This is a genomic window from Janthinobacterium sp. GW822-FHT07A03 (assembly GCF_058798815.1).
This window is the reverse complement of sequence record NZ_JBXAKW010000001.1, coordinates 594,518-613,341: the sequence shown is the minus strand read 5'-3', so window position 1 is coordinate 613,341 and position 18,824 is coordinate 594,518. Positions and strand designations below refer to the sequence as shown.

The 18,824-nt window shown below is 61.5% G+C and carries 24 protein-coding genes; 5 read left to right on the top strand and 19 right to left on the bottom strand.

Features of this window, described 5'->3' with window-relative positions; genetic code table 11:
* Positions 1–162 precede the first annotated feature (162 nt).
* From AC1RJW_RS02830 to AC1RJW_RS02810, 5 genes are all read right to left on the bottom strand, one after another.
* Complete coding sequence (locus AC1RJW_RS02830) at positions 163–576, bottom strand: hypothetical protein (RefSeq protein WP_493043267.1); 414 nt, start codon at positions 574–576, stop codon at positions 163–165.
* Entirely contained in the window at positions 566–961 is a 396-nt protein-coding gene (locus AC1RJW_RS02825) for a hypothetical protein (RefSeq protein ID WP_493043266.1), read from the bottom strand. The genes AC1RJW_RS02830 and AC1RJW_RS02825 overlap by 11 nt, the downstream gene beginning before the upstream one ends.
* 167 nt (positions 962–1,128) lie before the next feature.
* Positions 1,129–2,145, bottom strand: a complete 1,017-nt coding sequence (gene ilvC / locus AC1RJW_RS02820) for a ketol-acid reductoisomerase (protein ID WP_034750044.1) — start codon at positions 2,143–2,145, stop codon at positions 1,129–1,131.
* A gap of 74 nt (positions 2,146–2,219) precedes the next feature.
* Positions 2,220–2,711: an acetolactate synthase small subunit gene (gene ilvN, locus AC1RJW_RS02815; RefSeq protein WP_010399754.1), complete on the bottom strand. Its 492-nt coding sequence runs from the start codon at positions 2,709–2,711 to the stop codon at positions 2,220–2,222.
* Between the two features lie 2 nt (positions 2,712–2,713).
* Positions 2,714–4,444 (bottom strand): acetolactate synthase 3 catalytic subunit, encoded by a 1,731-nt coding sequence (locus AC1RJW_RS02810; protein WP_493043264.1) that lies wholly within the window; start codon positions 4,442–4,444, stop codon positions 2,714–2,716.
* A gap of 495 nt (positions 4,445–4,939) precedes the next feature.
* Here AC1RJW_RS02810 and AC1RJW_RS02805 point away from each other — a divergent pair, with 495 nt between their 5' ends.
* From AC1RJW_RS02805 to AC1RJW_RS02785, 5 genes are all read left to right on the top strand, one after another.
* The gene (locus AC1RJW_RS02805) at positions 4,940–5,509 is read left to right on the top strand and encodes an RNA polymerase sigma factor (protein WP_034779551.1); all 570 of its coding nucleotides are present in this window, start codon (positions 4,940–4,942) and stop codon (positions 5,507–5,509) included.
* A complete protein-coding gene (locus AC1RJW_RS02800) occupies positions 5,506–5,910 on the top strand; it encodes a DUF3619 family protein (protein ID WP_493043262.1) in 405 nt (134 codons plus the stop codon). Before AC1RJW_RS02805 ends, AC1RJW_RS02800 begins: the two co-directional genes overlap by 4 nt.
* Before the next feature lie 2 nt (positions 5,911–5,912).
* Positions 5,913–6,674 (top strand): DUF3106 domain-containing protein, encoded by a 762-nt coding sequence (locus AC1RJW_RS02795; protein ID WP_493043260.1) that lies wholly within the window; start codon positions 5,913–5,915, stop codon positions 6,672–6,674.
* Positions 6,664–7,200: an RDD family protein gene (locus tag AC1RJW_RS02790; RefSeq protein WP_493043258.1), complete on the top strand. Its 537-nt coding sequence runs from the start codon at positions 6,664–6,666 to the stop codon at positions 7,198–7,200. Before AC1RJW_RS02795 ends, AC1RJW_RS02790 begins: the two co-directional genes overlap by 11 nt.
* Positions 7,201–7,263: 63 nt before the next feature.
* Entirely contained in the window at positions 7,264–7,692 is a 429-nt protein-coding gene (locus AC1RJW_RS02785) for a group III truncated hemoglobin (protein WP_493043257.1), read from the top strand.
* On the opposite strand, the gene AC1RJW_RS02780 is transcribed toward AC1RJW_RS02785, so the two are convergent.
* From AC1RJW_RS02780 to AC1RJW_RS02715, 14 genes are all read right to left on the bottom strand, one after another.
* A complete protein-coding gene (locus tag AC1RJW_RS02780; RefSeq protein ID WP_493043255.1) occupies positions 7,689–8,447 on the bottom strand; it encodes an rRNA pseudouridine synthase in 759 nt (252 codons plus the stop codon). The two genes, AC1RJW_RS02785 and AC1RJW_RS02780, sit on opposite strands and share 4 nt — an antisense overlap.
* Positions 8,448–8,636: 189 nt before the next feature.
* Positions 8,637–9,554, bottom strand: coding sequence for a class I SAM-dependent methyltransferase (locus AC1RJW_RS02775; protein ID WP_493043253.1), 918 nt, complete (start codon positions 9,552–9,554; stop codon positions 8,637–8,639).
* A complete protein-coding gene (iscX, locus tag AC1RJW_RS02770) occupies positions 9,541–9,735 on the bottom strand; it encodes a Fe-S cluster assembly protein IscX (protein ID WP_070288776.1) in 195 nt (64 codons plus the stop codon). Before iscX ends, AC1RJW_RS02775 begins: the two co-directional genes overlap by 14 nt.
* A 1-nt stretch (position 9,736) precedes the next feature.
* Positions 9,737–10,078: an ISC system 2Fe-2S type ferredoxin gene (gene fdx, locus AC1RJW_RS02765; RefSeq protein WP_070311300.1), complete on the bottom strand. Its 342-nt coding sequence runs from the start codon at positions 10,076–10,078 to the stop codon at positions 9,737–9,739.
* A 71-nt stretch (positions 10,079–10,149) separates the two neighbouring features.
* Positions 10,150–12,030 (bottom strand): Fe-S protein assembly chaperone HscA, encoded by a 1,881-nt coding sequence (gene hscA, locus AC1RJW_RS02760; RefSeq protein WP_493043250.1) that lies wholly within the window; start codon positions 12,028–12,030, stop codon positions 10,150–10,152.
* Between the two features lie 108 nt (positions 12,031–12,138).
* Positions 12,139–12,654, bottom strand: coding sequence for a Fe-S protein assembly co-chaperone HscB (gene hscB, locus AC1RJW_RS02755; RefSeq protein WP_493043249.1), 516 nt, complete (start codon positions 12,652–12,654; stop codon positions 12,139–12,141).
* Between the two features lie 66 nt (positions 12,655–12,720).
* Entirely contained in the window at positions 12,721–13,041 is a 321-nt protein-coding gene (gene iscA / locus AC1RJW_RS02750; protein WP_010399774.1) for an iron-sulfur cluster assembly protein IscA, read from the bottom strand.
* A 51-nt stretch (positions 13,042–13,092) separates the two neighbouring features.
* Entirely contained in the window at positions 13,093–13,482 is a 390-nt protein-coding gene (gene iscU, locus AC1RJW_RS02745) for a Fe-S cluster assembly scaffold IscU (protein WP_034779562.1), read from the bottom strand.
* Between the two features lie 175 nt (positions 13,483–13,657).
* Complete coding sequence (locus AC1RJW_RS02740) at positions 13,658–14,914, bottom strand: IscS subfamily cysteine desulfurase (RefSeq protein WP_070224138.1); 1,257 nt, start codon at positions 14,912–14,914, stop codon at positions 13,658–13,660.
* Between the two features lie 40 nt (positions 14,915–14,954).
* Positions 14,955–15,431, bottom strand: a complete 477-nt coding sequence (gene iscR / locus AC1RJW_RS02735) for a Fe-S cluster assembly transcriptional regulator IscR (RefSeq protein ID WP_034779566.1) — start codon at positions 15,429–15,431, stop codon at positions 14,955–14,957.
* A gap of 189 nt (positions 15,432–15,620) precedes the next feature.
* Positions 15,621–16,172 carry a riboflavin biosynthesis intermediates N-glycosidase gene (gene ybiA, locus AC1RJW_RS02730; RefSeq protein WP_493043246.1) on the bottom strand — a complete coding sequence of 184 codons (552 nt, stop codon included), beginning with the start codon at positions 16,170–16,172 and terminating at the stop codon, positions 15,621–15,623.
* Between the two features lie 38 nt (positions 16,173–16,210).
* Positions 16,211–16,990 (bottom strand): uracil-DNA glycosylase family protein, encoded by a 780-nt coding sequence (locus tag AC1RJW_RS02725; protein WP_493043245.1) that lies wholly within the window; start codon positions 16,988–16,990, stop codon positions 16,211–16,213.
* A 140-nt stretch (positions 16,991–17,130) separates the two neighbouring features.
* Positions 17,131–17,781, bottom strand: a complete 651-nt coding sequence (gene maiA / locus AC1RJW_RS02720) for a maleylacetoacetate isomerase (protein ID WP_493043243.1) — start codon at positions 17,779–17,781, stop codon at positions 17,131–17,133.
* Between the two features lie 14 nt (positions 17,782–17,795).
* Positions 17,796–18,818, bottom strand: coding sequence for a fumarylacetoacetate hydrolase family protein (locus AC1RJW_RS02715; protein WP_493043241.1), 1,023 nt, complete (start codon positions 18,816–18,818; stop codon positions 17,796–17,798).
* Positions 18,819–18,824 lie beyond the last annotated feature (6 nt).

Sequence of the window (18,824 nt, the reverse complement as noted above, 5' to 3'; positions counted from 1 at the left end):
TGATGCGCGTTGCGGTCGGCAGATACCGAAACAGATGCAGTCCACAGGAAACTGCAAAGGAAGGGCGGAATTATATAGGAGGCGGGCGAAAAACGTGCGCGCAAGAAAAAAGCCAGGCTCCTCGTGGAGACCTGGCTTTACCCGGCAGACACTACGTCTGGCTCAGGCCGGATTGGCGGACCGCGACCGGGCTTGCCGCAGCAACCAGCCACCCAGGGCCGCGAAGCCCAGCAAGACGGCGACGCCGGTCAAATAACTGTCAAACATGTCCACGCTTCCCGGCGGCATGAATTTCATCACATCATCACTGCCGAACATGCATGCCATGCACAGTAACAGGAACGCGGTAAAGCCCGTGGCGGCCAGCAGCACAATGCCGGTATCGCGCCGCCATTGAGCAAAACCGCTCAACGCCAGCCCAGCCAGCATCGCCACAATGCCGCAAACCGCGATGACTACCAGCATCGCCAGCTTGCCGTCGGACTGCCGCTCGGCCAGGAACGCAAACAAGGTGATCAGATAGACAAACATCCCCGCAAGCGACTTGCAGACGATGCTGACGAACTTACGCATCATTCGCCGCCAGGCGCGGAGAAAAATAGGCGTTGGCCTGCGGGCGGAACAGGAAATACGCAATCACGGCCAGCATCAGCACGCCAGGCACGAGCATGATTTTTACCGGTGACGTGAAAAGAGCCACGACCAGGCCAAACACGCTCCAGCCCAGATACAGCGTTCGCGCCCATTTATGGCCACGGCGCAGGGCAATGCCCGAGATGAGCGCAATGACCAGGCCCAGAAACATGACTGCATATTGCAACGGCACCGACATGGCGCTCTTGGCCATCAACTCCTTCGTTATCGGGTTATCCATGTTGAGGTAACTGGAGACCAGCGAGATGAGTGCCGTGACGATTAAAAACCAGCCGATGATATTGACAGAGGTGGGGCGATTGCTCACTTTTTGATTCCTATGGGAAATTAATTGAGTGACAATAATACAGATGGGAAACACTTAAATATACACAGATACTCACGCCCACCCCGGCGCAGCGCAACAGGCGGCATCACATGAACGAAAAAAAGCCGGCTTGCGCCGGCTTTTCATTGCGAATGACTAATAAATGCTTAGTTTTTCGACTGGTCAACCATCTTGTTCTTGGCGATCCAAGGCATCATGGCGCGCAGTTTCGCGCCCACTTCTTCGATCTGGTGCTCGGACGTCAGGCGGCGGCGCGAGATCAGGGTCGGTGCGCCTGCCTTGTTTTCCAGGATGAAGCTCTTCGCGTATTCGCCCGTTTGAATGTCTTTCAGGCATTGACGCATCGCATCCTTGGTAGCCGAGGTGACGACCTTAGGGCCGGTCACGTATTCGCCGTATTCGGCGTTGTTCGAGATCGAGTAGTTCATGTTGGCGATGCCGCCTTCATAGATCAGGTCGACGATCAGCTTCAGTTCGTGCAAGCACTCGAAATACGCCATTTCCGGCGCGTAGCCCGCTTCCGTCAGGGTTTCGAAGCCGGCCTTGATCAGTTCCACGGCGCCGCCGCACAGCACGGCTTGCTCGCCGAACAAGTCGGTTTCGGTTTCTTCACGGAAATTCGTTTCGATGATGCCGGCACGGCCGCCGCCGTTGGCCGAGGCGTACGACAGGGCGATATCGCGGGCGATGCCCGATTTGTCCTGGTACACGGCGATCAGGTGGGGCACGCCGCCGCCCTGGGTGTAGGTGGCGCGCACGGTGTGGCCCGGGGCTTTCGGCGCGACCATGATCACGTCCAGGTCGGCGCGTGGCACGACTTGACCGTAATGCACGTTGAAACCGTGAGCGAAGGCCAGTACGGCACCCTGCTTGGCGAACGGCGCGATGTTTTCGTTGTAGACCTGGGCGATGTTCTCATCCGGCAGCAAGATCATGATGACGTCGGCCGCTTTCACGGCGTCGTTCACTTCCGCCACTTTCAGGCCGGCTTGTTCGACCTTGGTCCACGAAGCGCCGCCCTTGCGCAGGCCGACGGTGACGTTGACGCCAGAATCGTTCAGGTTTTGCGCGTGCGCGTGGCCTTGCGAACCGTAGCCGATGATGGCGACGTTTTTGCCTTTGATCAAGGAGAGGTCAGCGTCTTTGTCGTAAAAAACTTTCATGGTATTTCCTATAATTTGATGATGCGTTGTTGTTTTAAATGCGGCCCGTGGGCCGCGTAGTGCTGCTTATATTTTTATACTTTGAGGATGCGTTCGCCGCGGCCGATGCCGGAACCACCCGTACGGACGGTTTCCAGGATGGCGGCGCGGTCGATCGAATCGATGAACGCGTCGAGCTTGACCTTGTTGCCGGTCAGTTCGATCGTGTACGTCTTTTCGGTGACATCGATGATGCGGCCACGGAAGATATCGGCGGTGCGCTTCATTTCCTCGCGCTCCTTGCCCACGGCACGAACCTTGATCAGCATCAACTCGCGTTCGATATGCTGGCCTTCGGTCAGGTCCACCACCTTGACTACCTCGATGAGGCGGTTCAGGTGCTTGGTGATCTGCTCGATGATGTCGTCCGAGCCGCTGGTGACGATGGTCATGCGCGACAGGGTCGAGTCTTCCGTCGGCGCCACGGTCAGTGTTTCGATGTTGTAGCCGCGTGCCGAGAACAGGCCCACCACGCGCGACAGGGCGCCCGCTTCGTTTTCCAGCAAGACAGAAATAATATGGCGCATGATTAGAGATCCTCCGAACCGAGCATCATTTCGGACAGGCCCTTGCCGGCTTTCACCATTGGCCACACGTTTTCGGACTGGTCGGTAATGAAGTTCATGAATACCAGCCTGTCTTTCATGCCGAACGCCTCTTTCAGGGCGCCGTCGACGTCGCCCGGTTTTTCAATTTTCATGCCCACGTGGCCATACGCTTCAGCCAGTCTCTCGAAGTCGGGCAGCGAATCCATGTACGACTCGGAATAGCGCGAACCGTAATCGATTTCCTGCCATTGGCGCACCATGCCGAGGAAACGGTTGTTGAGCATGATGATCTTCGGCGTCAGGTGATACTGCTTGCACGTGGCGAGCTCCTGGATGCACATCTGGATCGAGCCTTCGCCGGTAATACAAGCGACGGTGGCGTCCGGATTGGCCATCTGCACGCCCATGGCGTACGGCAAGCCGACGCCCATGGTGCCCAGGCCGCCGGAATTGATCCAGCGGCGCGGCTTGTCGAAGCCATAATATTGTGCAGCCCACATCTGGTGCTGGCCCACGTCGGAGGTGATGAAGGCATCGCCCTTGGTGATCTGGAACACTTTTTCCACCACCGCTTGCGGCTTGATGACCAGGTCGGACGTCGGGTATTTCAGGCATTCGCGGCCACGCCATTCGGCGATCTGCTTCCACCAGTTGCTCAAGGCATTGACGTTCGGCTTGGCTTCGGCCGCGTCGAGTTGCGCGAGGAACTCGATCAGCACGTCCTTGACGTTGCCGACAATGGGGATATCGACCTTGACGCGCTTGGAAATCGACGATGGATCGATGTCCACGTGGATGATCTTGCGCGGATGCGAGGCGAAATGTTTCGGGTTGCCGATCACGCGGTCATCGAAACGGGCGCCGATGGCGATCAGCACGTCGCAGTTCTGCATCGCCATGTTCGCTTCATAGGTGCCGTGCATGCCGGGCATGCCGACATACTGCTCGCTCGAGGCGCGGTAGCCGCCCAGGCCCATCAAGGTGTTGGTGCACGGGAAACCCAGGCGGTCGACCAGCTTGTTCAACTCGGCCGAGGCATTTGCCAGGATGACGCCGCCGCCCGTGTAGATCATCGGGCGTTCAGCTTGCAGCAGCAGCTGCACGGCCTTGCGGATCTGGCCCGAATGGCCCTTGTCGACGGGACGGTAGGAACGCATCTCGACTTCCTTCGGATAGTCAAAGTTGCATTTGTGCATGCTGATATCCTTGGGGATATCGACCAGCACGGGTCCCGGACGGCCGGTACGGGCGATGAAGAAGGCTTTCTTGATCGTCGCTGCCAGGTCCTTGACGTCCTTGACGAGGAAGTTGTGCTTGACCACGGGGCGCGTGATGCCGACCGTGTCGCATTCCTGGAACGCATCCTGGCCGATGGCGTGGCTCGGCACCTGGCCGGAGATCACCACCATCGGAATCGAGTCCATGTACGCGGTCGACAGGCCCGTGACGGCATTCGTGACGCCCGGACCGGACGTGACGATGGCGACACCGACCTTGTTCGAGCTGCGCGAATAGGCATCGGCGGCGTGGATCGCGGCCTGCTCGTGGCGTACCAGGATATGCTGGAATTTGTTTTGCTGGAAGATGGCGTCGTAGATGTAGAGTACGGCTCCGCCCGGATATCCAAAGACGTGCTCGACGCCCTCTTCAGCCAGACAGCGCACGACAATTTCTGCGCCGGTAATGGGTCCTGCTGTTGCTTCGGTATTCATGAAACATTCCTTTCAAGGTCCATTGGAGATTGATCGGATGTTCTTTCCTGACGAGGTACGCCTAACGCAACAGTGCTCCTGCTTCCCTTTTCATGCGGTCACGCAATTTCTTTGGGCACCCATAGATACCTTACAAAACAACGCTTAACGCAACTCGTTTGGCCGGAGTTTCTGTGGCGCCTGTACGAACCGCTCGCGCTTGTGGCGCGGGTTAGAACAAACTGCCTACAAATGAAAGCGCGTCTTGCCGCTGCTGGCCTTGTGTGCCGGTCGCGACCTGACCATAGGGCTTTGGGGTGTTCAAAGCGTCCCATACGTTATCGCGTTGCACCATGATGGTCAAGGAAAATGTCGGCCTCGCTGCATTTTTGCTCGCACAACGTGCAAAAACCCTGCGGAAACGCACATTTTTTGCTAGCATGCACGGGGTTGCAAAAAGCATACCCGCCCCCATTTCGCCCACCGCACCCGCAGCCGCTAAGATCCCCATACCGCATGGCAACAGACAAAGAATTATCCGACTTTCTAGAAAATGTCGAGCGGCGCGCTTTCAAGCAGGCCGCCTACGCGGTCCGCAAGGAAGAATCGGCACTCGACATCGTGCAGGATGCCATGATCAAGCTGGCCGAGAAATACGGCGACAAGCCGGCCGCCGAGCTGCCGATGCTGTTCCAGCGCATCTTGCAGAACACCATCCTTGATTATTTCCGCCGCGAAAAAGTTCGCAACACCTGGGTCAGCCTGTTTTCCGGCATGAAGCCCTCGGGCGACGAGCATGAAGATTTTGATATACTTGACACTTATGAATCGGAACAGGGCTCCAGCGCCGCTGAATCGTCGGCCGACCAGGTCGAACGCGCGCAAATCCTTGATTTGATTGATGCAGAGGTACAAAAACTGCCGTCACGTCAACGCGAAGCCTTCCTCATGCGTTATTGGCAGGACATGGATGTGGCTGAAACAGCGGAAGCGATGGGTTGCTCCGAAGGTAGCGTGAAAACACATTGCTCTAGAGCTACCCACACGCTCGCCGAATCGCTGAAAGCCAAGGGAATTAAATTATGAACACCGACGATCTCAATTTCGCTTACAAAGTGCGCCATGCACTGAACGAAAAACTCGACGACCTGCCCGCATCGGCCACCGATCGCCTGGCAGCGGCACGCAAGCTGGCCCTGTCCCGCAAGAAGGCGGACGCGCCCGCCGCCGTCGCCGTGCGCCAGAGCGTGTTTGCCGGCGTGGCCAGCAGCCTGTTCGTCGAACCGCTGTCGTGGCTGGGCCGCATGAGCGTGATCATCCCCCTGCTGCTGCTGGTCGGCGGCCTGGTGGGCATCTATCAGTTTGAGCAAGAACAACATATTGCCGAACTGGCAGAAATCGACGCCGCCGTGCTGTCCGACGAATTGCCGCTGTCTGCGTACATGGACCATGGCTTCAACGCCTACCTGACGAAACGCGAGCAATAAGCATGGCACGCTTGAGCGTACGCAAAGGCTGGCTGGCCGGCGGCATCGGCCTGGGTGCCTGCGCCCTGGCGGGCGCCGCCTGGGTAGGCGCGCAGCAACATCCCGCGCCCGCCGCGCCTCCCGTGGCGCCAGCGCCCGTGGTGGCCCCTGCCCCGGCCGTCAAACCCGGTTCGCCGCGCACGGCCGGCAAGGGCGGCACGCCGCCCAAGGCCAGCGAGAATCCATCGTGGAACAAGCTGTCGCGCGCACAGCAGGAAGCCCTGCAGCCGCTGGCGGGCGAATGGAACAAGCTGGAAGCCTTGCGCAAGCAGAAATGGCTCGATATCGCCAGCCGCTTTGCCTCGATGACGCCCGACGAGCAAACGCGCGTGCATGAACGCATGCGCGAATGGATCAAGCTGACGCCGGAACAGCGCCGCCTGGTGCGCGAAAACTATACGCGCACGAAGAAGATTGATCCAGGTCAAAAAACCGCGCAATGGGAGCAATACCAGCAATTGCCGGAAGATCAAAAGAAAAAGCTGGCGACGGAACTCGTGCCGAAAAAACCGCTGGGCAAGGTGCCGGCGATCAATTCGAACACGAGCAAGCCGCCCGTGATCGTGCCGCCCGCCACGCCGGCAGCGCCTGCCGCCGCGCCCGTCCTGCCACCTGCCGCTGCGCCAGCGGCGGCCGTGCCGCTCACGGATCCTGCCGCGCCCCCCGCCGCCGTGCCTGTCACGCCACCTGTTACGCCTGCCCCACTGCCGACCAATGCCAAATAGCACGCCCGCCGCCAGCATCACTTCCCATCCCACGATCAAGCGCCGCCTGATTTCCATGGTGTACGAGTCGCTGCTGGCCCTGGCCGTGTTGTTTCTGCCCTTCCTGCTGTTTGAACTGGCCGTGCAGGGCGCGCATACGCCACTGACGGAACACATGCGCCAATGCCTGGCCTTCCTCGTCATGGGCGCGTATTTCATCCATCAATGGAGCCGCGAAGGGCAAACCCTGGCCATGAAGACGTGGCGTCTGAAAGTCGTGCTGCCGGGCCACGCCCACGTGCCGCTGCGCGTGGCTGCCTACCGCTACATCCTGTCATGGATGTGGCTGCTGCCGGCCCTGCTGGTGTCGTATGGATTCGGTTTGCAGCACTGGAGCGCCTTGGGCGCCATCGGCGTGGGCATCCTGGCCTGGTCAAGCACGGCCCTGTTCACGGGCAATGGGCAATTCCTGCACGACAAACTGGCGGGCACGCAGATCGTGCAATTGCCGGCACCGGCCAAGAAGTCGAAGAAAGTCGCCGCCTGAGTTTTGATGCCGCTTGACCTGCGTCATTGAAGCGCCACGGGGGCTCTGCGATCATGGCATGCCATGAAGAATACCGCCCCCCTCCCCCACACACGCTTCGCACCCTACCGCGAGGAAGTCTGCAGCGAAGACGACGTCAAGCATCTCGTTCACACCTTTTATGCGGCCGCGCGCGACGACGCCATGCTGGGCCCCGTCTTTGCCGCCGAGGTCAAGGATTGGGATGCCCATCTGGCAACATTGGTCGATTTCTGGTCAGGCTTGCTGCGCGGCACCATGCGCTACCACGGCAAGCCCCTGGCCCAGCACGCGAACATGGAACACCTGACGCCGTGCATGTTCCGCCGCTGGCTGACCCTGTTCTTCGCCACGACCGAAAGCATGGGCAACCCGGCCCTGCAGGAAAAGGCCGATACCATTGCCTTGAATATTGCCGAACGGCTATGGAAAAGCTTTGCGGAAAACCACGCCATCGTGGCGCCGCAGCTTTAGAACCTCTCGTAACCCTGGAGGTAACGCCATTGCCCCACGGGCATGGCGCCCATCGGGATGCGGCCGATGCGCAAGCGCTTCATGGCGACGACGTCCAGTCCCACCATCTTGCACATGTGGGCGATCTGGCCCGGCTGCACGTTTTTCAGGGCGAAACGCAGGCGCGTCTCGTTCTGCCAGCTGACCTTGATCGGCGGCAAAGGCTTGCCATTGAAGGGCAAGCCGTGATTCAGCAGCGCCAGGCCGTTTTCCATGATGTCGCCCGATACTTCCACGATGAATTCCTGCTCCACCGTTTTCGCTTCGTCGACCAGCTTGCGGGCCACGCGGAAATCCTGCGTAAACACCAGCAGGCCGGACGCCATGGTCTCCAGCGGATTGGTGATGGTCAGGCCGATCAAATGGCGCTTGAGGAAGCGCGTGATGGAGCTGGGCGCCACGTTCTCCGGCGTGAAAATCTCTTCGGGACGCAAACAGCTCAAGGCCGGCTTGCCTTCGCTGCCGATGCCGCCGTTGATGCCGGCCGGCTTGTGCAGCAGGATCGTCACGGGCGGCATTTCATCGAGGGTGGCGTTCGGCAGCAGCAGCACTTCCTGATTATCCGCCACGCGCGCGCCCGATTCCTCCACCAGCACGCCATCGACCGTCACCCAGCCGCCCTCGATATACAGCTCGGCCTCGCGGCGTGAGCAGGGTACGTCTTCAGACAGGCGCTTGGCCAGGCGGACGGTGGGCATTTCGTGTGGTGTGGTCATGGGGAGGCGCAAAAAGCAAGAGGAGGAGAAAGCCGGTATTGTAACCGACCTGCTCCTCCTCTTTTGCGGTCCGCGCTGGCGATTGCCGGGTTACGCTGCTGATTGTCGGATTACGCTGCGCTAATCCGACCTACCCGACCTGGACTGGTTCTGTAGGTTGGATTAGCGGCTTGCCGCGTCATCCAACAATCAGGCCTGCGCCTTCGCCAATTCCTCGGCAAAGAAACGGTGGCCCATCTCTTCCAGGCCCAGCGTTTGCAGCACTTCCTGCAGGCGTTCCGTCGGACGCTGGCGCGGCAGATTCTTGTAGCTGGCGATGATCAGTTCATTCTTCATCGAATGCTCCCAGCCCACCAGTTCCGTCACGCTGACCTGGTAGCCGTGCGCTTCCAGCTGCAGACAGCGCAGCACGTTGGTGATCTGGCTGCCGAACTCGCGCGTGTGGAGAGGGTGGCGCCACAATTCCGTCAAGATACTCTTGCCCAGGCTCTTGCCCTTGTTCTTCTTCAATACGGAAGCGACTTCGGCCTGGCAACATGGCACCAGCACCATGAACTTCGCCTTTTTCTTCAGGGCGAAGTGGATGGCGTCATCGGTGGCAGTGTTGCACGCGTGCAAGGCCGTGACGATGTCGATCTGCTGCGGCAGCAAGTTCGATTCCGTCGATTCGGCCACGGACAGGGGCAGGAACGACATGCCGGGGAAGTTGAATTTCTTCGCCAGCTCCTGCGAACGCTGCACCAGCTCTTCGCGTGTCTCGATGCCGTAGATGTGCGAACCGTCGTTGCCGTTCTTGAAGAACAGGTCGTACAGGATGAAACCGAGATACGACTTGCCGGCGCCGTGGTCGACCAGGGACACGCCGGGATGGTCGAGCTGCACTTCGCGCAGCAGCGGCTCGATGAACTGCGTCAGGTGGTACACCTGCTTGAGCTTGCGGCGGCTGTCCTGGTTCATCTTGCCGTCGCGCGTCAGGATGTGCAATTCCTGCAGCAAGGCGACCGATTGGCCATCCTTGATCTCGGGCATGTTGCTGGCGGCCGTGATGACGTCTTTCGGCGCAGCGGCTGCGGTGGCGGCGGGTGCCGCGCCCTTAGCGCGCTTCATCGATCCACGCCATCTGTATCGCTTCGAGCACTTTTTCGCCGCCGCGCGTGTGGTCATCGTCGAAGCCGTCCAGTTCCACCACCCAGTTGTGCAGGTCGGTGAAACGCACGGTCAGCGGGTCGATGTCCGGATGCGCGTCGAACAAGGCCTCGGCGATCGCGTGTATGTCGGACCATTTCATGTTAGTGACTGCCTTCGCTGACCTGGTTGATCGTGTATTTCGGGATTTCGACGACGAGGTCGGCCTCGGCCACGATGGACTGGCACGACAGGCGCGACACGGCTTCCAGGCCCCAGGCCTTGTCCAGCATGTCTTCTTCCAGTTCCGTCGCTTCGTTCAGCGATTCGATGCCTTCGCGCACCAGCACGTGGCAGGTGGTGCAGGCGCACGATTTTTCGCAGGCGTGCTCGATGTCGATGTCGTTTTCCAGCAGGATGTCGCAGATGGACTTGCCGCTTGGTGCTTCGATGACGGCGCCGTCCGGGCAAAGCTTGGCGTGCGGCAGGATAACGATTTGTGGCATGGTTTCTTCTTTCAGTCTGTCATTCGGGGCGCGGCCGCGGCGAGTGCCTGCGGCGCGCATGTCAATTATCTTTAAACCACTTGATCCAGCGTTTTGCCGGTCAGCGCCGTGCGCACGCTGCGGTCCATGCGGCGCGAGGCGAAATCCTCGGTGCCGTCGGCCAGTGCCTCGATCGCCAGCTTCAAGGCCTGGTGGTCGATGGCGCCGCTTTGCGATTGCGCAATGGCGTCGCGCACCTTCTGCATCAAGCCATCGACAGCCACGCGCTCGGCGTCGTCCAGCAAGCCGCCGTCCTCGTCCAGCGCCGACTGCGTGGCCAGCAGGATGCGTTCCGCTTCCACCTGCTCTTCGCGCAGCGCGCGCGCCACCATGTCGGTGTCGGCCGAGGTGTACGAATCCTGCAGCATGCGGGCGATGTCGTCGTCGCCGAGGCCGTAGGCCGGCTTGACGCTGATCGACGCTTCCACGCCCGAGCGCAGTTCGCGCGCCGAGACGGACAGCAAGCCGTCCGCGTCGACCTGGTAGGTGATGCGGATGCGCGCGGCGCCGGCCACCATCGGCGGAATGCCGCGCAATTCAAAACGCGCCAAGGAGCGGCAATCGCTGACCAGTTCGCGCTCGCCCTGCAGCACGTGCACGGCCAGCGCCGTCTGGCCATCTTTAAATGTCGTGAATTCCTGCGCGCGCGCGCATGGTATGGTCGAGTTGCGCGGGATGATCTTTTCCACCAGGCCGCCCATGGTTTCGATACCGAGGGACAGCGGGATCACGTCCAGCAGCAGCCAGTCGTCGCCGGCGGCACGGTTGCCGGCCAGCAAGTTCGCCTGGATGGCCGCGCCCAGCGCCACCACTTTGTCCGGGTCGATATTCGCGTGCGGCGTCGTATGGAAGAATTCGCTCACGGCGCGCTGCACGTGCGGCATGCGCGTGGCGCCGCCCACCATCACCACGCCGTCGACGTCGTCCGCATCCACGTTCGCGTCGCGCAGGGCTTTCTTGATGGCATTCATGGTCTTGGCCACCAGGTGCTGCGTCATGGCGGCAAAGTCCGCGGCCGTGATGCGCAGGTGGATCTCTTCGCCCGAGTTCAGGGCCGCATCGATCATCGTTTCCGGTTTGGTCGACAGCAATTCCTTGATTTCGCGTGCTTTGACCATCAGGATGGCCGTGTCTTCGTCCGACAACGGCGCCAGCTTGGCCTGCTCGCTGATCCAGCAGAACAGGCGGCGGTCGAAATCGTCGCCGCCCAGGGCCGAATCGCCGCCCGTGGACAGCACTTCGAAGACGCCCTTGCTCAGTTTCAGGATCGAGATGTCGAAAGTGCCGCCGCCAAGATCGTACACGGCGTACACGCCTTCGGAGGCGTTGTCGAGGCCGTAGGCGATGGCGGCGGCCGTCGGCTCGCTCAGCAGGCGCAGGACATTGATGCCGGCCAACTGGGCCGCATCTTTCGTCGCCTGGCGCTGGGCATCGTCGAAATACGCTGGTACAGTAATCACGGCGCCCACCAGGTCGTCACCGAGGGAATCTTCCGCGCGCTGGCGCAGGGTGGCGAGGATTTGCGCCGACACTTCGACGGGGCTCTTCACGCCGGCCACGGTTTTCAGCTGCACCATGCCAGGCGTATCCTGGAAGTCGTAGGGCAGGTTTTCCGCGTAGGCGATGTCGGCCAGGCCGCGGCCCATGAAGCGCTTGACGGAGACGATGGTGTTCTTCGGGTCGGTGGTTTGCGCGGACAGGGCTTTGTAGCCGATGTTGGCGTGGCCGTTCGGCAGGTAGCGCACGACGGACGGCAGCAGAGAGTGCCCTTCTTCGTCGTTGAGCACCTCGGGAATGCTGTTGCGCACGGTCGCGACCAGGGAATTGGTGGTGCCAAGGTCGATGCCGACGGCCAGGCGGTGCTGGTGCGGCGCGGTCGACATGCCTGGTTCGGAAATTTGCAGAAGTGCCATTGTATTCGTGCCTCGATTAATTTTTTGCGTGATGCAGCTGATGCCTGTCGCGCATTATAAGACGCGCGCCAGACTGGCGCTTGGCACGCGGGTCAAGCGATCGGCCAGTCAGGCTTCCATGGCCTCGTATGCAAAACGCACTTCCTCGCCGAATTTGTCGAGGAACATCAGGGCGCGCACGCTTTGCGCGGCATTCGCATAGTCGCCTGCGTCGAGCTGGGCCGCCACCTGGGCCAGCAGCGCCTTGCGTTCGCCGCGCAGCTGGCGGTCCAGGGCGTCGAGCGCGTCGGCATCCTTGCCGGCACGCGCATCGCCCAGTTCCTCGCGCCATTCCATCTGCTGCATCAGGAAGCTGACCGGCATGGCCGTGTTCGATTCCGTCTGCAGGTCGACGCCATTCAGTTCGCACAGGTATTGCGCGCGCTTTTGCGGGCTTTTCAGGGTTTGATAGGCTTCATTGGCGCGCGTGGCCCATTGCATCGCCACGCGCTTTTCAGCGCTGCTGGCGTTGATGAAACGGTCCGGGTGGACCTTGCCCTGCACGTCGCGGTAGGCCGCGTCGAGCGCGCTCATGTCGAGCCCGAACTGCGCCGGCAACTGGAATAATTCGAAGTGGTTTTGCATAATTGTCGGTGGTCGCTGTACCGCAATCGATGGGTACAGCGCACCGACCGGGGTCTTGCCAGCTGTTTAAATCCTGAAGGACTCGCCGCAGCCGCAGGCGTCTTTTTCGTTCGGATTGTGGAACTTGAAGCCTTCGTTCAAGCCTTCGCGCGCGAAATCGAGTTCCGTGCCGTCGATGTAAGGCAAGCTTTTCGGGTCGACGAAGACTTTCACGCCGTGCGATTCGAAGACGCTGTCTTCGGCCGCCACTTCATCGACATATTCGAGCTTGTAGGCCAGGCCCGAGCAGCCCGTGGTGCGCACGCCGAAGCGCAGGCCCATGCCCTTGCCGCGCCGTTCGATATAACGGTTGATGTGTTTCGCCGCTTTTTCGGTCAGTGTGATCATGTATTTCTCCGCGCCCGCCCCGCGCCTTGCGGCGCCGGGCAGGATGCAAACTTAGGCCGCAGCCGGATGGCGGGTCTGGTAGTCCAATACTGCCGCCTTGATGGCGTCTTCCGCCAGGATGGAGCAGTGGATCTTCACTGGCGGCAGGGCCAGCTCTTCGGCGATCTGCGTGTTCTTGATGGCCAGCGCCTGGTCCAGGGTTTTACCCTTGACCCATTCCGTTACCAGCGAGCTCGACGCGATGGCCGAACCGCAGCCGTAGGTCTTGAATTTCGCGTCTTCGATCAGGCCATCGGCGCCGACCTTGATCTGCAGTTTCATCACGTCGCCGCAGGCGGGCGCGCCTACCATGCCGGTGCCGATGGTTTCATCACCCTTGTCGAAAGCGCCCACGTTGCGCGGGTTTTCGTAGTGATCGAGTACTTTGTCCGAGTAAGCCATTTTGATGCTCCTTTAATATTCTTGCCGGCCCCGTTCACGAGGCCAATTTATCTTCAAGTGCCTGGAAAACCGTAGCGAGCGGCAGTGAGTTGTGGCCGAGAAGCGGAACTGTGCTGTAGCACAGTGAGCATCGCAGGCCGCAAATCGCGACGCGCAGTAGGTTTAACAGGTGCTTTTAGTGGGCTGCCCATTGGATGGAGTTAATATCGATTCCCTCCTTGAACATGTCCCACAGCGGCGACAGTTCGCGCAATTTGTGTACTTTCGATTTCAGCAGGTTCACGGCGAAGTCGATGTCTTCCTCGGTCGAGAAGCGGCCGATGGTGAAGCGGATCGAACTGTGCGCCAGTTCGTCGCTGCGGCCCAGGGCGCGCAGCACGTACGATGGCTCCAGGCTGGCCGAGGTGCAGGCCGAACCGGACGACACGGCGATATCCTTGATCGCCATGATCAGCGACTCGCCTTCGACGTAGTTGAAGCTGACGTTCAGGTTGTGCGGCACGCGGTGGTCCATGTCGCCGTTGATGTAGACTTCTTCGATCTCCTGCAGGCCCTTGGCCAGGCGGTCGCGCAGGGCCTTGATGCGGCCGATTTCGCTGTCCATCTCTTCCTTGGCGATGCGGAAGCTCTCGCCCATACCCACGATCTGGTGCGTCGGCAGGGTGCCCGAGCGCAGGCCGCGCTCATGGCCGCCGCCGTGCATCTGCGCTTCCAGGCGCACGCGCGGCTTGCGGCAGACGTACAGGGCGCCCACGCCTTTCGGGCCGTAGGTTTTATGTGCCGTGAAGGTCATCAGGTCGACCTTGGTCTTTTGCAGGTCGATGACGACCTTGCCCGTCGCTTGCGCGGCGTCGCAATGGAAGATGATGCCTTTCGAGCGGCAGAACGCGCCGATCTCGTCGATCGGTTGGATCACGCCGATTTCGTTGTTCACCAGCATCACCGACACGAGGATGGTGTCCGGGCGCACGGCCGCGGCCAGCTGCTCGACGGTGATCAGGCCGTTGTCCTGCGGTTCCAGGTAGGTCGCCTCGAAGCCGATGCGTTCCAGTTCGCGCACCGTGTCGAGCACCGATTTGTGCTCGGTCTTGACGGTGATGATGTGCTTGCCCTTGGTCTTGTAGAACTGTGCCGCGCCCTTGATGGCCAGGTTATTGCTTTCCGTCGCGCCGGACGTCCAGATGATTTCGCGCGGATCGGCGTTCACCAGGGCCGCCACGTGGCCGCGTGCCTCTTCCACGGCTTTTTCCGCCGTCCAGCCATACATGTGGCTGCGCGATGCCGGATTGCCGAACTGCTCGCGCAGGTAGGGAATCATCTTGTCGGCGACGCGTGGATCGATCGGCGTGGTGGCCGAGTAATCCATGTAGATCGGGAAATGCGGTGCGGTTTCAAAGTGCACTTGGCCTACGTTTTTTTCTGGGGCGTTCATCAATAACTCCTGCAATCAGCAACTTGGTATTTTGTTATGTTCAACCGAGGGCGGCGTGGTTACGGTGCATCACCATCACGCTTTGTTCGGCAATCTTTTGTCTCTGCTGGTCGACCAGGTCCTGCAAGGACACAGAATCCAGATAATCGACCATTTTTTCGTTGAGCGTGGACCACAATTCATGCGTCATGCAGCGCGCGCCCGTGGCCGCGTCGGCGCCGTGGCAATGCTCCTTGCCGCCGCACTGCGTGGCATCGAGCGGCTCGTCGACGGCGATGATGATGTCGGCCACCGTCACCTTGTCGGCACGGCGTGCCAGGCTGTAGCCGCCGCCCGGACCGCGGATCGACTCGACGATCTCATGCCGGCGCAGCTTGCCGAACAGCTGCTCCAGGTAGGACAGGGAAATCGACTGGCGCTGGCTGATGCCGGACAAGGTGACCGGTCCCTTGCCCTGGCGCAGGGCAAGATCGATCATCGCTGTCACGGCAAAACGGCCTTTTGTAGTCAGACGCATACATCCTCTGGTCAACTGGTTTAAAATATTGCGGTTTTTCAACTCCTCAAACCCCGAGTAGTTGAATGATTTAGTCAAGTATAACAAATTCGGCGGGGTTTGTCAGAGCGCCCCTCGATGACCACAGGGCTGGAAGGGGCATGGCCGGCCGCGCCAGGCGCGGCGGCATCAGGAAAACAACAGTACTGCTCAGGCACGCAGAGCGCTACGTACTTTCATTAACTCAAACCCCAGCAGGTTCAAGCCGTCCCAGGTGGCAGGATCGCCGATGCGCGGATTGTCCGACGCCAGGCCCACGCCCCAGATGCGGTCGACGGGACTGGCTTCGACGATGACGCGCTCGCCCGTGCCCAGCAAGAACTTGCGCAGCGCGGCTTTTTGCGAGAACTTGGCAAAATTGCCATCGAAGACGATGCCCGCGCGCGCCGCTTCCCACACCCTGGCGTCAAAATTGGCCACTTCGCGCCCCAGCTTCTTGACTTCCGACGGCCGCGCGGCCGCCACGATGCGCGCCTGCACGGCTGTGTCGCCAAACAGGGCCGCCTTTTGCGCCATCATGTAGTGCTCGGCCGTGGCATACGTCACGCCAGCCAGGCTGAACGGCGACGGAAACCACTGGCTGAAGCAGCTTTTGTCGGGCACCTGCGGCTGCGCCGGCGTGTGGCCCCAGAAATACAGATAGTCGGGCTCGCCGCCCGCGGCGATCCACGCCTTCAATTCTTCCACGTTACTGATTTGCATATTCCCCGCACTTCCGCCAGACAGGCGATGATTCAAGCTCAAGCACGCAACAGCTGCATCGGGCCAAACAGGGCCTGCATGTCGCTGTTGCCGATAAAGGACAGATTATACGGATGTTCCGCCGTCACCTGCGGCAACGATGCCGCCACCGGCAGGCGCTTGATGAGCTCGGCAATCTTGCCCCACAGCACCAGTTGCGGCACGGCCGCCCCGCCCTGCTGCGCCAGCGCTTCCAGCACCACCTGCAGGAAGGGCAGCCAGCCGCGCGCATCCTGCACGGGCGGCACGTGGGAACGGAATACCAGCGCCGCGTTGAGCAGCAAGAAGCCCTGCTCCGTCATCTTGCGCTGCAAGTCGGGCAGGGTCTGGATGACGCCGCTGTCCGGCAGCTGCGCGGCGGCGGCCACGGGTGCCATGGCCACGCCCGAGGTGTCGCCAGCCTGCAGCTGGCCATCGGCCACCAGCAGCATCTTCATGAAGTTGCGCAGGGAGGTGGCGCGGTTGACGGGCTTCGACAGGCCCGTCGCCGACCACAGGCTGCCGACGGCGCCATCCATGAAGCACACCCCCGTGGCGCTGTCGGCGCGCGGATACGGCCCCTCGCCCACCAGCACATGGCGCACCTGCGCCAGCGGCAGGGCAAAGGCGGCGAACAGCCGGCCCTGCGTAGGCAGGTAATCGTCGGCGGCCAGCGCCGGCAGGTAGGCGGGATCGGCCGCCATCACGGCGTGCAAGCCGCGCAGCAGGATGGGTCGCCAGGAAGCATGCGCCAGGGACAGGGCATCGGTGATGCTGGCAGGAATGGTGGTTGCGGTCATGGCGCGTCAGTAAAATATTTGGGCAAACGCAAATTGTAGCCTACCGGCAAGCACGCGTTGACTGCCCAAAATCAATTCCGCATAAAAAAGCCCCGGCCTGCATGCTGGCCGGGGCGACTTGCGTTTGATGCGGCGCAAACTTACTCGGCGTCAGGCTGCTGCGAGGGATGGGCGGCGGCAAACGCCGGCAAGGCGGCGCAGTGCGCATGGATGCGCGCCACGCGCGGGTATGGCGCCAGGTCGATGGCGAAACGCTGCGCATTGAACACTTGCGGCACCAGGCAGCAGTCAGCCATCGTGGGGCTGTCGCCATGGCAGAACAGGCCAGCTCCGGCCGGGTCGCCCTGCGCCAGCAGCGCCTCCACGGCCGCCAGTCCCTCGGCCATCCAGTGGCGGTACCACTCCTGCTTGGCCTCGTCCGACAGCCCCAGGGTGTTTTTCAGGTATTTCAGCACGCGCAGATTCGTCAGCGGATGCGCGTCGCAGGCAATCGCCAGCGCCAGCGCGCGCACGCGGGCCCGTCCCAGCGCGTCCGCCGGCAGCAGCGGCACGGCTGGCCGCGTCTCGTCGAGGTATTCGAGCATGGCCAGCGACTGCGTCAGGATGGCGCCCTCGTCATCGAGCGCCGGCACCAGGGCCGATGGATTGACGGCGCGGTAGGCCGGCAGCAACTGCTGGCCGCCGTCCTGCAGCAAGTGCACGGGGATGCTGTCGTAATCGATGCCCTTCAAATTGAGGGCGATGCGCACGCGGTAGGCGGCCGAACTGCGGAAATAGGTGTACAGCTTCATGGGACGCCCTCCCCTCAGGCGCGGCCGGCGTACAGCGCGACCGTCTGCTCAATGCTGCCGAAGATGCTGGCGCCCGCCGCGTCGCGCATCTCGATGCGCACCGTGTCGCCGAACTTCAGGTAGGCCGTCTTGGGCGCGCCGTGTTCGATGGTTTCATACATGCGCACTTCGGCCAGGCAGCAGTAACCGACGCCGCCATTTTCGATGCTGGAACCGAACAGGTTGCCCTGCTTGTTCGACACGGTGCCCGAGCCGACGATGCTGCCGGCGCCCAGTTCGCGCGTCTTCGCCGCATGGGCGACGAGCTGCGCAAAATTGAAGGTCATGTCTTCGCCCGCATTTGGTTTACCGAACGGCTTGTCATTCAGGTCCACCAGTAGCGGCAGGTGCAGCTTGCTGTCCGCCCAGGCGGCACCCAGTTCATCGGGCGTGACGGCGACGGGGGAAAACGCGCTGGCCGCCTTCGACTGAAAGAAACCGAAACCCTTGGCCAGTTCGCCCGGGATCAGGTTGCGCAAGGAGACATCGTTGACCAGCATCACCAGCCGGATCGCTTTCGCCGCGTCGTCCACGCCGGCGCCCATGGCGACGTCGCCCGTAACGACGGCCACTTCCGCTTCCAGGTCGATGCCCCACTCTTCCGACAGGGCGAAGATGGGGTCGCGCGGACCGATGAAGCTGTCCGAGCCGCCCTGGTACATCAGCGGGTCCGTGTAGAACGAGGCCGGCACTTCCGCGTTGCGCGCCTTGCGCACCAGTTCCACGTGGTTGATGTAGGCGGAACCGTCGGCCCACTGGTAGGCGCGCGGCAGCGGCGAGTGGCATTGATTGGCGTCAAACGGCTGTGCGTCCGGCGCCTGGCCCGCGTTCAGATCGGCGTAGGCTTGTTCCAGCTTGGGCGCCACGGCGTCCCAGTTGTCGAGCGCCGCCTGCAGGGTGGGAGCGATGGCGGCCACGCGCTGGTACTGGCGCAGGTCGCGGCTGACGAGGATCAGGGCGCCGTCGCGGCTGCCGTTTTTCAGGGTTGCGAGTTTCATGGGGTG

Excerpts from the sequence above, each read along its gene's own strand:
- AC1RJW_RS02830 (WP_493043267.1), bottom strand. The coding sequence starts at position 576 with ATGATGCGTAAGTTCGTCAGCATCGTCTGCAAGTCGCTTGCGGGGATG.
- ilvC (WP_034750044.1), bottom strand. The coding sequence starts at position 2,145 with ATGAAAGTTTTTTACGACAAAGACGCTGACCTCTCCTTGATCAAAGGC.
- ilvN (WP_010399754.1), bottom strand. The coding sequence starts at position 2,711 with ATGCGCCATATTATTTCTGTCTTGCTGGAAAACGAAGCGGGCGCCCTG.
- AC1RJW_RS02810 (WP_493043264.1), bottom strand. The coding sequence starts at position 4,444 with ATGAATACCGAAGCAACAGCAGGACCCATTACCGGCGCAGAAATTGTC.
- AC1RJW_RS02805 (WP_034779551.1), top strand. The coding sequence starts at position 4,940 with ATGGCAACAGACAAAGAATTATCCGACTTTCTAGAAAATGTCGAGCGG.
- AC1RJW_RS02800 (WP_493043262.1), top strand. The coding sequence starts at position 5,506 with ATGAACACCGACGATCTCAATTTCGCTTACAAAGTGCGCCATGCACTG.
- AC1RJW_RS02795 (WP_493043260.1), top strand. The coding sequence starts at position 5,913 with ATGGCACGCTTGAGCGTACGCAAAGGCTGGCTGGCCGGCGGCATCGGC.
- AC1RJW_RS02790 (WP_493043258.1), top strand. The coding sequence starts at position 6,664 with ATGCCAAATAGCACGCCCGCCGCCAGCATCACTTCCCATCCCACGATC.
- AC1RJW_RS02785 (WP_493043257.1), top strand. The coding sequence starts at position 7,264 with ATGAAGAATACCGCCCCCCTCCCCCACACACGCTTCGCACCCTACCGC.
- AC1RJW_RS02780 (WP_493043255.1), bottom strand. The coding sequence starts at position 8,447 with ATGACCACACCACACGAAATGCCCACCGTCCGCCTGGCCAAGCGCCTG.
- AC1RJW_RS02775 (WP_493043253.1), bottom strand. The coding sequence starts at position 9,554 with ATGAAGCGCGCTAAGGGCGCGGCACCCGCCGCCACCGCAGCCGCTGCG.
- iscX (WP_070288776.1), bottom strand. The coding sequence starts at position 9,735 with ATGAAATGGTCCGACATACACGCGATCGCCGAGGCCTTGTTCGACGCG.
- fdx (WP_070311300.1), bottom strand. The coding sequence starts at position 10,078 with ATGCCACAAATCGTTATCCTGCCGCACGCCAAGCTTTGCCCGGACGGC.
- hscA (WP_493043250.1), bottom strand. The coding sequence starts at position 12,030 with ATGGCACTTCTGCAAATTTCCGAACCAGGCATGTCGACCGCGCCGCAC.
- hscB (WP_493043249.1), bottom strand. The coding sequence starts at position 12,654 with ATGCAAAACCACTTCGAATTATTCCAGTTGCCGGCGCAGTTCGGGCTC.
- iscA (WP_010399774.1), bottom strand. The coding sequence starts at position 13,041 with ATGATCACACTGACCGAAAAAGCGGCGAAACACATCAACCGTTATATC.
- iscU (WP_034779562.1), bottom strand. The coding sequence starts at position 13,482 with ATGGCTTACTCGGACAAAGTACTCGATCACTACGAAAACCCGCGCAAC.
- AC1RJW_RS02740 (WP_070224138.1), bottom strand. The coding sequence starts at position 14,914 with ATGAACGCCCCAGAAAAAAACGTAGGCCAAGTGCACTTTGAAACCGCA.
- iscR (WP_034779566.1), bottom strand. The coding sequence starts at position 15,431 with ATGCGTCTGACTACAAAAGGCCGTTTTGCCGTGACAGCGATGATCGAT.
- ybiA (WP_493043246.1), bottom strand. The coding sequence starts at position 16,172 with ATGCAAATCAGTAACGTGGAAGAATTGAAGGCGTGGATCGCCGCGGGC.
- AC1RJW_RS02725 (WP_493043245.1), bottom strand. The coding sequence starts at position 16,990 with ATGACCGCAACCACCATTCCTGCCAGCATCACCGATGCCCTGTCCCTG.
- maiA (WP_493043243.1), bottom strand. The coding sequence starts at position 17,781 with ATGAAGCTGTACACCTATTTCCGCAGTTCGGCCGCCTACCGCGTGCGC.
- AC1RJW_RS02715 (WP_493043241.1), bottom strand. The coding sequence starts at position 18,818 with ATGAAACTCGCAACCCTGAAAAACGGCAGCCGCGACGGCGCCCTGATC.